Origin of the sequence: Vibrio sp. S9_S30 (genome assembly GCF_014694455.1) — a bacterium.
Classification (GTDB): domain Bacteria; phylum Pseudomonadota; class Gammaproteobacteria; order Enterobacterales; family Vibrionaceae; genus Vibrio.
Map to the genome: position 1 here is coordinate 35,288 of NZ_JAAUWT010000008.1, position 14,573 is coordinate 49,860.

At 47.1% G+C, this 14,573-nt stretch carries 12 protein-coding genes; 4 read left to right on the plus strand and 8 right to left on the minus strand.

Annotated elements, in window-relative coordinates:
- Window positions 1–5: 5 nt before the first annotated feature.
- Window positions 6–1,316 carry an RNA polymerase sigma factor gene (locus tag HC752_RS11165; RefSeq protein ID WP_238930495.1) on the plus strand — a complete coding sequence of 437 codons (1,311 nt, stop codon included), beginning with the start codon at window positions 6–8 and terminating at the stop codon, window positions 1,314–1,316.
- Window positions 1,317–1,469: 153 nt separating this feature from the next.
- Here HC752_RS11165 and HC752_RS11170 read toward each other — a convergent pair whose 3' ends face one another.
- Window positions 1,470–1,823 carry a YciI family protein gene (locus tag HC752_RS11170; protein WP_190335206.1) on the minus strand — a complete coding sequence of 118 codons (354 nt, stop codon included), beginning with the start codon at window positions 1,821–1,823 and terminating at the stop codon, window positions 1,470–1,472.
- Window positions 1,824–2,055: 232 nt separating this feature from the next.
- Here HC752_RS11170 and HC752_RS11175 point away from each other — a divergent pair, with 232 nt between their 5' ends.
- Complete coding sequence (locus HC752_RS11175; RefSeq protein WP_190335207.1) at window positions 2,056–3,753, plus strand: RluA family pseudouridine synthase; 1,698 nt, start codon at window positions 2,056–2,058, stop codon at window positions 3,751–3,753.
- 403 nt (window positions 3,754–4,156) lie between these two features.
- Here HC752_RS11175 and HC752_RS11180 read toward each other — a convergent pair whose 3' ends face one another.
- From HC752_RS11180 to HC752_RS11210, 7 genes are all read right to left on the minus strand, one after another.
- Window positions 4,157–5,596: a gamma-aminobutyraldehyde dehydrogenase gene (locus tag HC752_RS11180; protein ID WP_202987894.1), complete on the minus strand. Its 1,440-nt coding sequence runs from the start codon at window positions 5,594–5,596 to the stop codon at window positions 4,157–4,159.
- Between the two features lie 21 nt (window positions 5,597–5,617).
- Window positions 5,618–6,427 (minus strand): ABC transporter permease, encoded by an 810-nt coding sequence (locus HC752_RS11185; protein WP_190335209.1) that lies wholly within the window; start codon window positions 6,425–6,427, stop codon window positions 5,618–5,620.
- The gene (locus HC752_RS11190) at window positions 6,417–7,367 is read right to left on the minus strand and encodes an ABC transporter permease (protein ID WP_190335210.1); all 951 of its coding nucleotides are present in this window, start codon (window positions 7,365–7,367) and stop codon (window positions 6,417–6,419) included. The genes HC752_RS11185 and HC752_RS11190 overlap by 11 nt, the downstream gene beginning before the upstream one ends.
- Window positions 7,360–8,385, minus strand: a complete 1,026-nt coding sequence (locus HC752_RS11195) for an ABC transporter ATP-binding protein (RefSeq protein WP_190335211.1) — start codon at window positions 8,383–8,385, stop codon at window positions 7,360–7,362. The genes HC752_RS11190 and HC752_RS11195 overlap by 8 nt, the downstream gene beginning before the upstream one ends.
- Before the next feature lie 78 nt (window positions 8,386–8,463).
- Window positions 8,464–9,636 (minus strand): ABC transporter substrate-binding protein, encoded by a 1,173-nt coding sequence (locus HC752_RS11200; RefSeq protein ID WP_190335212.1) that lies wholly within the window; start codon window positions 9,634–9,636, stop codon window positions 8,464–8,466.
- Between the two features lie 110 nt (window positions 9,637–9,746).
- Window positions 9,747–10,664 (minus strand): LysR family transcriptional regulator, encoded by a 918-nt coding sequence (locus HC752_RS11205; protein WP_190335213.1) that lies wholly within the window; start codon window positions 10,662–10,664, stop codon window positions 9,747–9,749.
- A gap of 56 nt (window positions 10,665–10,720) precedes the next feature.
- Complete coding sequence (locus tag HC752_RS11210; protein WP_190335214.1) at window positions 10,721–11,653, minus strand: LysR family transcriptional regulator; 933 nt, start codon at window positions 11,651–11,653, stop codon at window positions 10,721–10,723.
- A gap of 110 nt (window positions 11,654–11,763) precedes the next feature.
- Between HC752_RS11210 and HC752_RS11215 the strand changes: the two genes are divergently transcribed.
- Entirely contained in the window at window positions 11,764–13,236 is a 1,473-nt protein-coding gene (locus HC752_RS11215) for an NAD-dependent succinate-semialdehyde dehydrogenase (RefSeq protein WP_190335215.1), read from the plus strand.
- Between the two features lie 48 nt (window positions 13,237–13,284).
- Window positions 13,285–14,565 carry a 4-aminobutyrate--2-oxoglutarate transaminase gene (gene gabT / locus HC752_RS11220; protein ID WP_190335216.1) on the plus strand — a complete coding sequence of 427 codons (1,281 nt, stop codon included), beginning with the start codon at window positions 13,285–13,287 and terminating at the stop codon, window positions 14,563–14,565.
- Window positions 14,566–14,573 lie beyond the last annotated feature (8 nt).

Genomic DNA, 14,573 nt, shown 5'->3' on the forward strand with positions numbered 1-14,573 from the left:
TCGGTATGTCCGCTATACTTCACGTGAATCAAAAAAGTGCCTTGGTCAAAAGAATGAATGTTGAGAACACCCTATCTTCGCTGTATCGCGCTGAATCACCCAAAATTCTGGCTTCGTTGATCCGTATCTTCGGCAATCACAATATCGACCTAGCGGAAGACATGATGCACGAAGCGTTCAATACAGCCCTTCTCAAATGGCATAAGGACGGGTTGCCAAATAACCCCAAAGCCTGGTTAATTCAAACCGCTCGGAATCGCGCCATTGACGTTATTCGATCTCAAAAGAATAAGCTCAAGCTTTCAGAGCAGCTTTCTGATTTGCTTGCAAGTGAATGGACCATGAGCCACTCGGTGGATGAATCGTTCCACGAACCCTATATTCGTGATGAGCAACTGCGGATGATCTTTCTTTGCTGCACCACCGACATTAAGCCACAAAACCAAATTCCGTTTATATTAAAAGCACTTTGTGGTTTCAATAACCGCTCCATCGCCAGTGCTTTGTTATTACCTGAAGAAACCGTTAAAAAGCGCCTACTCAGAACCAAACAGCAGCTAAAAGCTTTACCTGATCAACTGCCCAATGAAAGCGATTATCAACGTGTTATTGAGCGTGTTCATACTGTTCTTTATCTGTTGTTTAATGAAGGTTTTCATTGCTCCGATCACAAGTCGGCGATTCGAAAAGAACTGTGCCAAGATGCCATTGCGCTGATGAAGCTGGTGATCGAACACCCCACTCTTCCCAACAAAGAAACCCTGTCACTGTTTGCGCTGATGCACTTTCACATTGCACGGATCGATACACGTTTAGATGAGCACGATGCGCTGATTCCCCTCAATCTTCAAAACCGCCAGCTATGGAACGCTCAATACATAAACGCGGGCTGTACAATGCTTTCCATAGCAAAAGCAACCCAACCCTCCATAGAGGGGCGCTTTTTTCTCGAAGCCGCAATTGCAGAGAAACACTGCACTAGCCAGACATTCGAAGAGACAAGCTGGAAAGACATTGTTGAACTTTACAAATCTTTGGTGAAGCACACCAATTCCGACGTCGCTAGGCTCAACTTAGCGGTTGCTCTTGGTTACGCAGGCTTCTCGCAACAGGCTATGGCTGTGGTGACAAAACTTGGGAGTTCGCCCGTTTTATCCAAAACGCACATGCTCGATGCCACCATGGCTCACCTGCACGCCATGGCTGGCGATAAAGACAAAGCCTTTGCGTACGCAAAAGCATCGGGTGAAAAAGGCGGAACACCTCATGAGCAGCGACTGATGAGGCAACAGCTCACTCATCTTTTACGAGGGTAATCTCGTTCCGATTCGCCTGGCTTTGAAATAACGAATGCAGGTACTCAAGCCAAAAACTCATTGACGAATACAAAAAGCAGCCTAGGTTGGCTGTTAACCTAAGCGGCTGTTCACGTGGATTAACCTAACTACCCAGCTGGTAGAGACCGCTCTTTACCCACCCATTTCCATGATTTCTCGCACTTCTACCGAGCAACCTGGATGATTGAAAATTGGGCACGTTTTGGTGATTTCAACGGCTTCATCGATGCTCTCTGCTTTCACGATGGAGTAACCTGAAACCAGCTCTTTGAACTCACTCGCCGCAATATCGGTCACCACCCCTGCCGAATCAACGCGTTTTCCGCCGTAGTTAAGCGGGTCGCCTCCTTCGACTAACTGACCTTTTTCGCCAAGATTTTCCATCCATTCCGCCCAAGCTTGCATGGCGGTTTCCATTTCGGCGGGGGTGGTATTTTGCGCCCACTCCGGATCGCCGCCGACGTAAATCAACATGTAATGACTCATTCTTTTTCTCCTTGTTAAACACACTTGTGGAACTAACTCACGATAGTTTGGTTAGTTACTCCCTAGACGATCCATTTTTGAATTGGGGGACATTTTTTCCAAACTCATTTCCGTTTTTTTAAATATTCCCTTACTTTTCATAAGATTAGATTAAAAATAAATTCGGACATGACTTTTTAAACGAAATCCGTAGAATTCACCGCTCCCTTACCCGTTGAGTATATAAGCCAATATGTCGAAGACGCCGCTTTGTTTCACTTCTTTTGAATCGTCTACCGAGGCTTACTCGCTTCCCGAGCGTTTTACTTTTCCGTTTTACTACCAACCTCATCCCCTTTGTGTACTAGCCGTGGAACAGTTGCAACAACACCTGCTAACTCAACACGAATGGCAACACAACTTTGGGTTGGAAGGCGATGAGGCAACCGGAAAAGGCAAAATGTTTGGTGTACTGCTGGTCGAAACAGAGCAGTCGGAAATCGGGTTTTTGTCTGCATTCTCGGGCAAAATTGCGGATCAAAATTTATTGCCTGGGTTTGTCCCTCCAGTATTCGATATGCTTGCTGAAGACAGTTTCTACCAAGATGAGTTGGAAGAAGTCACGCTGATCAACAGTCACGTGACAGAACTAAAGTCGAACCCAGAGATAGCGTCACTAAACGCATCCATCAACGTACTACAACGCCAGCGAGATGAGGAAATAGAGGCGCATCGCCAACTTATGATTGCAAGCAGGGCTCGTAGGAAAAATCAGCGAGCAGACGCTGAACTCGCGGTTTCCGAAAAGGCATTGGCGCAAACTGCGTTCGACTCTTTGATGGAACAATTAGGCAAAGAAAGCGTTGCCGAAAAGAACAAACAGAAGTATTTAAAGCTTGAATGGCAACAGCGAATCGATCAAGTACAGGAAAAGCTCGATGGCTTGACTCTTCAGCTCGAATCTCTGATGGAAAAACGCAAAGTGTTGTCCGCCAAACTGCAAAACAAACTGTTCGACCAGTATCGATTTCTGAATCAATCGGGCGACATGAAATCACTGCTGGACATTTTTGCCGCAACGAGCAACCCCATTCCACCCGCCGGTTCCGGCGAATGCGCTGCGCCTAAACTTCTGCACTATGCGTTTACCCATGGTTTAAAGCCACTTGCCATGGCGGAGTTTTGGTGGGGCGTTTCGCCTAAGTCGGAAGTGCGCCAGCACAAAAAATACTACCCAGCGTGTCAGAACAAATGCCACCCCATTCTTGGGCATATGCTGGAAGGCATGGAGCTGGACGATAACCCGTTACTTGACAACCCAGCAGAAGGCAAAGAGATCGATATTCTTTATCAAGACAACGCCATCGTTGTGGTGCACAAGCCTGCGGAGTTTCTTTCTGTGCCAGGCCGATTTATTCAGGACTCGGTTTACCATAGGCTGCAACAGCAATTTAAGGATGTCGAGGGGCCGTTTGTTATCCACAGATTGGATATGTCTACCTCGGGTATTTTGGTGTTTGCCCTCACAAAACGGGCTAACAAGAGCCTGCAAAAACAGTTTATTACGCGTCGTGTGCAAAAGCGCTATATAGCCATGCTTGAGGGGGAGCTAACTCAACTTAATGGCGACATTCACCTTCCTCTAAGGGGCGATCCAGACGACCGCCCAAGGCAACTTGTCTGCTACGAACACGGAAAAGCGGCCGAGACCAAATGGGAAGTGGTTTCGGTAAAATCGGGCAAAACCAAAGTGCGGCTTTACCCTAAAACCGGCAGAACGCATCAGTTAAGAGTGCACTGTGCCCACCACCTAGGTTTAGGCATGCCAATTGTGGGGGATGATTTGTATGGCACCAAAGCCAACCGTTTACATTTGCATGCGGAATGGCTCGCGTTTGATCACCCTTACACAAAGGAACCCATGTCATTTCACGTCGAAGCCGAATTCTGATTTTGTGAGATAAATGGTGCCTTTTGTGAGATAAATGGTGCCTATTGACAAAACAGAGCGTTCACCGCGAAAACGGCAAGTAGTGGGATGAATACCTGTACGCAATATTAAAAACGGAACGCATTTCCTAAACCCATTCTGAGGTGGCGTTTCACAAGCCACCTCAGAACATGGTGACCACATCTAATGCTAGGGGCAGTTTCCAACAGACATGTAAGGTAATACCGCCCCCTGTCAGGGCGTAAAACCTAAGCTGTCCTGCGCAAACTAGCATACCCTGCGTAAAAAATAGGGTCACTTCTTAACACCAGCTGGGTCGTTAGCGGATATGGAACGAATCATCATCCACTCACCTTTTCCACCCTTTTGAATGTGATTGCCGTTGAGACGAATCGGGCTTGTGTTAGTCATGGGCGATCATCACGTGGCGGGGCACGGTGTAATCTTCCAAAGCATAGCTTGAAAGATCCTTACCATAGCCCGACATTTTCATGCCTCCATGGGGCATTTCGCTTGCAAGCATGAAGTGCGTGTTAATCCAAGTTGCGCCATATTGAAGCTTTTTCGCAACCTTTGTTGCTCTACTGATGTCCTTCGTCCATACCGAAGAAGCCAGCCCGTAATCAGTATCGTTTGCCCAGTCGATGACTTGATCTTCTTCTGAAAACTTAGTGACGGAAACAACGGGGCCAAACACCTCTCGGCGCACAATTTCATCCGTATGTTTTGCTCCAGCTATGACAGTTGGCTGATAAAAAAAGCCATCTCCGTCGACAATTTTACCGCCAGTTACTGCTTCCATGTGCCCTGCGGACAATGCTCTTTCGACAAAACTGGCTACACGCCCACGCTGACGTTCGGTGATCAAAGGCCCTATTTCTACGCCCTCTTCATCTTGAGTGCCATATTTAATGGTGGATACCGCCACGGCTAGCGCTTCTACGAATTTATCGTATATCTTTGAGTGGGCGTACACTCTGCATGCCGCGGTGCAATCTTGCCCTGCATTATAAAAGCCAAAGTTTCGTACGGCGTCCACCGCTTTCCCAATATCGGCATCGTCAAATATGATAACAGGGGCTTTCCCCCCTAATTCAAGGTGCGTTCTTTTAATGGATTTGGAGGCTGAGGCCAGAATTTTTTGCCCAGTGGTAATGTCACCTGTGATGGATACCATTTTGACGGCGGGGTGCTCCACTAAGCTCTGCCCGGTATTGTCACCACGACCACACACGACATTCACAACGCCTTTAGGAAGAATCTCGGCCATGATTTCTGCCAATAACAACGCCGTTAATGGTGTTTGTTCTGAAGGCTTGAGCACCACAGTATTGCCTGCTCCGAGTGCTGGTGCCAACTTCCAAGCCGCCATGAGCAATGGATAGTTCCATGGCGCAATGGATGCAACAACGCCTACCGGATCGCGTCGAATCATACTGGTAAAGTTCTCTAGGTATTCTCCAGCAACCGGACCGTGCATACAGCGGATCGCACCAGCATAAAACCGAAAACAATCAACCGCCGCGGGGATCTCATCGTTTAAAGCACGTAGATAAGGTTTACCGCAGTTGTCACTTTCGATTCGGGCAAACTCTTCGGCTCTTTTTTCAATTGAATCGGCTACTTTGAGTAACATGCCGCTTCTTTCGGCGGGCGTCGTCTGACCCCACGTATCAAAAGCGCGCTGCGCCGCGGATACCGCTTTGTTGAGCTGCTCTCTGCTCACTTCTTGAATTTGAGCAATCACTTGGCCCGTTGCAGGATTGTATATTGATTCCGCTTCGCCTTCTCCAGTTACAAAGACACCATTTATCAACGCTTTATCTTGATATTTTGTTTCCATGTCTGTCTTCCTCATGATTTCTTATTTCCCTGACCCATCGGCGTTGTCAGTGTCTTTGGTTAGATAATACGCGCCCATAATCGGCAACGTTGTGATAATAACAATTACAATAGCAACCACGTTGGTTACTGGACGATCTCTTGGACGGATCAGTTCTTGGTACATCCAAATGGGTAAGGTGGTTTGCTGACCTGCGGTGAACGTGGTGACAATAACCTCGTCAAAACTCAGTGCAAAGGCCAACATGCCTCCTGCAAGCAGCGCGGTCGCCAAATTTGGAAGTATGACGTAACGAAATGTTTGAAAAGAATTCGCACCAAGATCCATAGACGCTTCAATCAGATTGGCGCTTGTACGCCTTAAGCGGGCAACCGCATTGTTGTAAACCACGACCACACAAAAAGTGGCATGCCCGATAACGATGGTCCAGAAGCTGAACGGGATCTCGAAGGTGCCATATGTGGACCTAAGGGCTAAGCCTGAAAGAATCCCAGGTAATGCAATGGGCAAAACCAGCAGCATGGAAAATGTATCTCGACCAAAAAAGGTGTACCTCGACAGCGCCAAGGCCGCCAGTGTCCCCAACACAATAGCAATCAGTGTGGATAACGCCGCCACTTGCAATGACAGTTCCATTGCTCGCCATACGTCGGATCGTTCCCATGCACGCTCAAACCACTTTAGCGTTAAGCCCGGTGGGGGAAACTGGTAGCTTTTTTGCTCTGTTGTAAATGCATACAAAAAGATAAATGTTATTGGAATATGGAGAAACAGCATGCCACTAAAGGCAGCCAACTTCAGACCTATCGGTGCTTTCTGTTTAGAGTGCATCAAAAGCCCCCATTCGTTTCACTACGCTAAGATAAATAGCAATCACGACAATTGGTACAATGGAAAATGCCGCCGCAAAAGGCAGATTACCCGCCGTACCTTGCTGGATATAGACAACCTGCCCCATGTACATGGTCGAGTTACCAATAATGCCAGGAATGATGTAGTCGCCTAATGTTAATGAAAAAGTAAAAATCGACCCTGCGGCGATGCCAGGGATTGCCAACGGTAAAATCACTGTCCAAAAGGTTTGTTTAGGTGTCGCCCCCAAATCGGATGACGCTTCAAGCATGGACTTGGGTATGCGCTCAATGGCTGCCTGAATGGGCAAGATCATGAACGGAAGCCAGATGTACACAAAGACGATGAATGTCCCCAACAAGGAAAACGACAGCGAAGGTCCTCCAATGACGGGGATCGCCAAGATACCGTCTAGTAACCAGTCTAAGTAAAGGTGCTCGGCAACCCAGCCTATCACCCCTTCTTTTGCTAGGATTAACTTCCATGCATACACCCGAACAAGATAGCTAGACCAGAGCGGTAACATGACGCCTAAGTAGAATAGCGCTCTGGTTTTACCGTTGGTGTAACGAGTCATGTAGTAAGCAATTGGGAAGGCGATGACCGCACACCCCAAGCTCACCATGAATGCCATAGCGGTGGTTCGCACAATGACATCCAAATTTGCGGGTCTAAGCAACTCCACAAAGTTTTGCAATGTCAGGTCATAACGTACCTGACCTGTAAATTCATCCAATCCGAAAACGGAATACACCAGTAAATTGGCCAACGAGCCCAGATAAATGATTCCTAGCCAAAGGACAGGAGGAATCAGCAGCAGCATCAATACCAATTTGGGTCGACGGTAAAGCCACACAGAAGCCTTAGTAGCCCAAAGTGACACACTTGGGGCGGTGTCTAGCTGGGTTGTATTAGGCATGCTCGGCTCCTTTCGTTAGCACATGAGCTGCGGACTTAGACCAACCTAAATACACCCTACTGCCCACGACATACTGAGGGAATAACGGGCTAAATCCGTGGTTCACCTGATGAACGATCAGTGATAATTCGCCCTCACACTTAACGGTATAACGAACAACCGACCCAAGGTATTCACGCTCAACGACCTCCCCCGTGATTTTGGTGCTATTTTGGCGCTCTTCCGTGATGAAGATTCGCTCAGGACGCAGCATGGTTAATGAAGCATGTTGGAATAGCCTTTCCGCTTCGTCGCCTTCGAACAGGTTGACATTGCCAACGAATTTTGCCACAAACTTGGTTTTAGGCGCTTCGTAGATTTCATTGGGTGTCCCAATCTGCTCAATCTTGCCATCGTTAAAAATGCAAATGCGATCACTCATGGATAAGGCTTCTTGCTGATCATGAGTGACAAAAACAAATGTAATGCCTATTTGGCGCTGAAGGTTTTTGAGTTCTAATTGCATTTGTTCACGTAGCTTTAAATCGAGCGCCCCGAGTGGCTCATCCAGCAATAAGATTTTGGGTTTATTAATCAATGCCCTAGCAATAGCAATTCGTTGACGTTGACCACCGGATAATTGTGATGGCTTTCGATCTCCAATATCTGGAAGTTGCACCAAGTCCAACATCTCGTCGGCTCGAAGGTGGCGTTCACTTTTTGGAACACCTCGCACCATGAGCCCATACGCAATGTTGTCTCTGATGTTCATATGTGGGAACAAGGCGTAATCCTGAAACACCGTGTTCACGTTCCGATGAAAGGGTGGCGTTGTCGCGACATCTTCACCGTGAATACTGATCACTCCCGTAGAAGCGAACTCAAAACCGGCAATCATACGCAAACACGTTGTTTTCCCCGAGCCTGACGGCCCCAAGAGGGTAAAGAATTCACCCTCAGGGATTTTAAAACTCACATCATCAACGGCTTTCATCGTGTCAAAAGCTTTGGTGACATTAGAAAAAGATACAGCGGCCATGACTTATCCTAAATGATTGAACAATTGAAACTTTTATCCAGCTAGGCCCCGAAAAGAACCCAGCCAGAGGATGAGGTATTACCGACCACCAAGGACTGCAATATAATCTGATACCCAACGATAGTATGGAACACACCGTTCTTGCGTTGCACATTGGCTAACCGGTGTACGCCAGAAGCTGACTTTCTCGAATTCACCATAACCGTTGTTTTCACAACCTTTCGCGCCAAGCAGTTCATTCCCTTTACAGGCAGCAGGCACAGACGGTACAGAACCAAACCATGCAGCCAAGTCACCTTGCAGCTTTTCACTGATGGAATGTTCAAGCCAACGATAGGCGCAATTCACGTTCTTCGCATCCGCATGAAGCATGGTGGAATCCGCCCAACCCGTTACCCCCTCTTTTGGAACCACCGTTCCTATGTTCTCACCTTCGGCTTTCAATACATTGGCTTGAAAGCCCCAAGAACTGGAAGCAACAACACCCTCATTCTTGAAATCATCAATTTGAACGAAAGCATCGTGCCAGTAACGACCCACCAATTTTCTCTGCGCACGGAGCAGAGTCAGCGCCGCTTTATACTGAGTTTCAGTGAGTTCGTAAGGGTTTTTGATTCCGAGTTCAGGGTTTGAACTCATCAGATAGAGCGCCGCATCGGCAATATAGATAGGTCCATCGAACGCTTGAATTCGTCCGGCGTTGGATTTTCCATCGGGTAGGGATTGCTCCTCAAAGACAATATTCCAGCTATCTGGGGCTTCTTTAAAGACGTCTTTGCTATACATAAGAACGTTGTAGCCCCACTGGTAAGGCACACCATAGTGCTTATTATCAACGGTATGCCATGGCGCATTTTGCAGTCTTGGATCAACCTTGGAATAGCTTGGGATCAGTTTTAAGTTGAGCTCTTGAACCTTTTTACCGGCGATCAAACGTAAACTGGCATCGCCAGAAGCCGTAACGAGATCAAAACCACCCTCATTCATCAATGCCACCATCTCGTCGGATGTGGCTGCGGTTTTAACATTAACTTTACATTCCGTTTCTTTTTCGAAACGAGTCACCCAATCGAATGCTGGATTAGTGTCACCACGTTCAATGTATCCTGCCCAAGCAACAATATTTAGCTCGCCCTCACCTTTCTCTAGTTTAAGAATAGCATCAGAGGAATAAACTGGATAAGACACTAAAGCAGTCAAAAAAGCAGTGGATAATAGTGTGCTGACACACCGTTTTTTCGAATTTTGCATAACAACACCCCGTTGTGATTTTTGTAAATGCTCAAAATCATCTTATGGGTAGATGTTAAAAATTTGTAACGCTTTTATTCGTTAATAAGGTATCGATTTTTCTTATACCCTTACAAAACGGCTCTATTTGCTTTCACGGAGTGGTCGCGAACAATGTCAATAAACTCTTCTGTTGTCCATGTTGGGGGGGCTCCTCTTCTCCAAACTAAACCGATGTCGATGGAGGGCAAAGGCTCACGGATTGGAATGCTCTCTATTCGCTGCATGTCCAGTGTCCAAGAGCGATAGGCAAAATCGGGCACGATGGCAATGCCTTGCGTAGCACCAACAAGGTTACGGACGGCTTCAACCGACTCCGTACGAACACAAGGGCGGACTTTTAAATCATACCGTTGCCAAATGAGATCAATGGTTTGATCAATTTGGTTAGCGGTTAGACTGATGATGGATTCGTCGACTAAATCCTTTAGGCTAATACTGGTCTTATCGAGTAAATGGTGGTTGATCGGCAACCACACTTTTAAAGGGGATGAGATCAAAAGTTGGGTTTCAAAGGCATCGTGCTCGACAAGCTGCTGCAACATGAGGATGCCCACATCAATTTCTCCGTTTAATAATTGATGTTCAATAAACTTATGCTCATCTTCTTGCAGCTTAACATTGATGTTGGGGTAGCTTTGTGAAAAGTAGCGCAGTGGATCAGACAGGTAGTAACCCGAGAGCAAACTCGTTATCCCGATAACAAGCTCGCCTGAAGTTGCATCTTCAACGCGTGCCAAATCGTCATAAGCGTCGGCCACCGTTGCCATAATTCGCCGAGATGAAACGAGAAATTTATGCCCTTCATGGGTCAATAGCATGCCTTTATGTGAACGAGTAAACAAGGTTACCCCTAGTGAGCTTTCCAACTCTGCAAGAGAATTGGTGATGGCGGACTGGGAGCGGTTTAGCTCTTTGGACGCTTTGTTGACGGATAAAGTCTCAGCGGTGGTGACAAAATGATGTATTTGTTTCAAGGTAAAATTCATAAGTCCCCTTTTTGAATTAACTTTGACAAACGAAGCGTCGTCGAACAGCGCCCACCTTATTGTTTCGCCAACGCAAACACGGAAGTAAACGCATCTTGTAGAAGCTCTACTTTTCTGGCTTCTCTCGGTCTTTTTTTATTGACCAAAGAGAGATCAAATTGGTACGTCAGTTCACTCGGCTTAATGATCCTTAGCGTTCCCGAATTTAGGTCTTGTTGAATATAGCTCTGCGGCATAAAGCCCAGATATTGCCCCGACAAGATCATTGTTTTTCGCATATCAAACTGATACGACCGTGCACACAGGTTTAGCTTTTTGAGCTGTTCTTTCCCTTCATGGTGAATATCAATGCCGGGATGAATCGTGAGCGCGGCTGATAATTCTTCCTGAGTGATTTGAGAATCCACTTTATGAAAGAAAGGGTGTGTGTTGCTACAGCACAAATAGATAGGTTCACTGGAAAGCCGAGTGTAGCTCAGCCCTTCGATATGTTGGTAACCGGGAAATATCCCCAAATGAACCTTGTCTTTTAACAATAGCCTTTCAATATTGGAAATCGAGTCTCCGTCCAATACGATGTGCAAATTGGGTGCTTTCTCATGCACCTTTTCTATCGTCTTGGCTAACTTTATCTGCTTCACGTCATCGAGCTGATCGGCGCATAAAATAACAAGCTCGCCACTGAGCTCTTTACTCAGTGTGCCTACCATGAGTGAAAAATCATTGAGCGATTCGAACAGTTCGATCACCGCTCGATAAACGGCTTGCCCTTCTTCTGTCAAGGAAAAACCAGATCGCCCTCTAAGACAAAGCTTAAGGTTCATCCGGGTTTCAAGGCTGGACATATGCACACTTATGGTCGAGCGGGTGATGCCCAATGCATTTTCAGCGGCGGAAAACCCGCCATGCTCCACAACGGATACAAATATCCTCAGCAACCGCAAATCATACTCTGTAATGGGTTTTGGAATGATCGACTCTGCGCGCATTTAGAAGCCCTTTTAGTTTAGTTTTTATCAAACATTGGGTTGATAGGTTAATATTTAACCGAGAACAAGACCAGTATTCAATAAACAATATTGAGTATCGGAGACAATGTATGAAAGGCAAACAAGGAACGGTTTTTAATGATGAGCAACTGCTTAAGCGTTTTTCCTATATTAACGGAAGCTGGCATAGCAGTGCGTCACAGCTATTGGTTACGAATCCATTCAATGGTGAGGTGATTGCTCAGGTCAGCGATGCGGGCGTGGCCGAAGCGGAGTTGGCGATCGAGGCAGCAAAGGGGGCATTTACGCTTTGGTCCTCGAAAACGGCCAACGAACGCGCCGTGCTGCTCAGGAATTGGTTTACTTTGATGATGCAACACCAAGACGATTTGGCTCGCATCCTTACTCTAGAGCAAGGTAAACCTCTGGCAGAGGCAAAAAGCGAGATAGCTTATGGTGCCGCCTATATCGAGTGGTTTTCTGAAGAGGGAAAACGCATTTATGGCGACACTATCCCATCCCCATCGAGCGATAAGCGAATTATTGTTATCAAGCAAGCTGTTGGGGTTGTAGCCGCCATTACCCCTTGGAACTTTCCTAATGCCATGATTGCCAGAAAAGCCGCGGCGGCGCTGGCGGCGGGGTGTACTTTTGTTGTGCGACCCGCCACCCAAACCCCGCTCTCGGCCTTAGCGATGGCTGAGCTGGCTGAACGAGCCGGCATCCCAGCTGGCGTATTTAATGTGGTGGTGGGCAGCGATGCCCGTGCGATTGGAAAAGTGCTGACACAACACCCTGATGTTGCGAAATTCACCTTTACTGGCTCAACCAATGTGGGTCGAAGCCTTATCGCTCAATGCTCCACAACCGTTAAGAAAGTGTCTATGGAGCTTGGGGGAAATGCACCGTTCATTGTATTCGACGATGCCGACATTAACGCAGCGGTTCAAGGCGCAATCGCCTCTAAATATCGTAATGCGGGTCAAACGTGCGTTTGTACCAATCGCCTTTTGGTGCAAAAGAGCGTGGTCGCGGAATTTACACAAAAGTTTACCGCCGCAGTTGCAAAACTGAACATGGGCAATGGATTAGACGAAAGCACTCAAATAGGCCCTATGATCAGCTGCGACGCGGTTGATGAAGTTGAGGCATTGGTCACGGAGTCTATTTTCGCAGGCGCTGTGCTAGCCTTAGGGGGCAAGCGTGGCAAATTAGGCAACGCTTTCTTCCAGCCGACCATTCTCACCAATGTCACCAACGACATGCCTATCGCTAAAAACGAAATCTTTGGCCCCGTCTCGCCCATCATTTCTTTTAATACAGAGGAAGAAGCCATAGCGTTGGCAAATGACACCGAATACGGCTTGGCCGCGTATTTCTACTCCAGAGACATCGGTAGGATCTGGCGGCTATCGGAAGCATTGGACTTCGGCATGATAGGCATTAACGAAGGCATTATCTCCAATGCTGCCACCCCATTTGGCGGTGTAAAACAGTCGGGTAACGGTCGCGAAGGATCCAAATATGGTCTGGATGATTATCTGGAAACCAAATACTTGTGCATGGGTGGGCTCGATCGCTAACCGCCAAAATGGGCAGAAACAATAAGATTGACAGTTTCGAGGAAGAGTATGAAAAATTCAAATTTGCAAACAAGAAAAGACAATGTGTTCGCTCGGGGGATGGGCAACGTATACCCTATCTTTGTTGAAAGGGCTCAGAATGCCGAAATTTGGGATGCAGAGGGGCATCGTTATATCGATTTTGCTTCCGGCATCGCCGTTTGTAACACGGGTCATAGCCACCCCAAAGTGGTCGCCGCCGTTAAAGCTCAGATGGATAAGTTCAGTCACACTTGTTTGATGGTTAACCCGTATGAAGTGGCGATTGAGTTAGCCGAGAAGCTCACTGCAATCGCCCCTGGCCAATCTGAGAAGAAAGCCATCTTCCTTAACAGTGGGGCTGAAGCTGTTGAAAACTGCATCAAAATTGCCAGAGCCTATACTGGCCGTCGAGGGGTAATCGCTTTCCACGGCGGGTTTCACGGACGAACCAACTTAACCATGGCACTGACTGGCAAAATCACACCTTATAAGCACCTCTTTGGGCCATTTTCCGACAACGTTTACCATACTCCTTACCCAATTGAACAACACAATATTTCTGTCCACGATGCCTTAAAGGCACTCGACAATGTGTTTAAAGTGGACATCGCCCCTACCGATGTTGCAGCCATTATCATCGAACCCATACAGGGTGAAGGGGGATTTTATCCAGCCCCCAAAGCGTTTTTAGCGCGATTACGGGCGATCTGCGATGAACATGGCATTGTGTTCATTGCCGATGAAATTCAATCTGGGTTTGGTCGCTCTGGCAAAATGTTTGCTATGGAACACTCCGGCATTGAACCGGATCTAATCAGTATGGCGAAAGGGATTGCTGGCGGTCTGCCACTCTCTGCCGTTGTTGGAAAAAGCCAAATCATGGATGCTCCCCTACCTGGAGGCATAGGAGGCACTTATGGCGGCTCTCCCGTGGCGTGTGCAGCTGCGCTTTCCGTGTTGCAAATTATTGAAGAGGAAGACCTAATCCAGCGATCCAATGAACTTGGCGCTATCTTCAAACAAAGGTTAACGGAATTAAAAGAACACTACCCTAAACAAATCCTTGATGTTCGAAACCAAGGCTCAATGATTGCAATAGAGTTTGTTTCAAATGGGAAGGCAACGGAGCCAAACACCGAATTAACAAAAGCAATAATCGCTAACGCCCCTTCTTATGGGCTGGTTATGCTCGCTTGTGGCTTTTATGGCAATGTGATTCGCTTCTTACCGGCATTAACCATGAGTAATGCAATAGCAGAAGAAGGGCTTGCGAAATTCCGTTTACTTTTTAAAACATTGGTTAAATAGCAGACCGA

What these genes read in the sequence shown, in the direction of transcription:
- HC752_RS11165 (WP_238930495.1), top strand. Translation starts at nt 6, where the DNA reads ATGTCCGCTATACTTCACGTGAATCAAAAAAGTGCCTTGGTCAAAAGA.
- HC752_RS11170 (WP_190335206.1), bottom strand. Translation starts at nt 1,823, where the DNA reads ATGAGTCATTACATGTTGATTTACGTCGGCGGCGATCCGGAGTGGGCG.
- HC752_RS11175 (WP_190335207.1), top strand. Translation starts at nt 2,056, where the DNA reads ATGTCGAAGACGCCGCTTTGTTTCACTTCTTTTGAATCGTCTACCGAG.
- HC752_RS11180 (WP_202987894.1), bottom strand. Translation starts at nt 5,596, where the DNA reads ATGGAAACAAAATATCAAGATAAAGCGTTGATAAATGGTGTCTTTGTA.
- HC752_RS11185 (WP_190335209.1), bottom strand. Translation starts at nt 6,427, where the DNA reads ATGCACTCTAAACAGAAAGCACCGATAGGTCTGAAGTTGGCTGCCTTT.
- HC752_RS11190 (WP_190335210.1), bottom strand. Translation starts at nt 7,367, where the DNA reads ATGCCTAATACAACCCAGCTAGACACCGCCCCAAGTGTGTCACTTTGG.
- HC752_RS11195 (WP_190335211.1), bottom strand. Translation starts at nt 8,385, where the DNA reads ATGGCCGCTGTATCTTTTTCTAATGTCACCAAAGCTTTTGACACGATG.
- HC752_RS11200 (WP_190335212.1), bottom strand. Translation starts at nt 9,636, where the DNA reads ATGCAAAATTCGAAAAAACGGTGTGTCAGCACACTATTATCCACTGCT.
- HC752_RS11205 (WP_190335213.1), bottom strand. Translation starts at nt 10,664, where the DNA reads ATGAATTTTACCTTGAAACAAATACATCATTTTGTCACCACCGCTGAG.
- HC752_RS11210 (WP_190335214.1), bottom strand. Translation starts at nt 11,653, where the DNA reads ATGCGCGCAGAGTCGATCATTCCAAAACCCATTACAGAGTATGATTTG.
- HC752_RS11215 (WP_190335215.1), top strand. Translation starts at nt 11,764, where the DNA reads ATGAAAGGCAAACAAGGAACGGTTTTTAATGATGAGCAACTGCTTAAG.
- gabT (WP_190335216.1), top strand. Translation starts at nt 13,285, where the DNA reads ATGAAAAATTCAAATTTGCAAACAAGAAAAGACAATGTGTTCGCTCGG.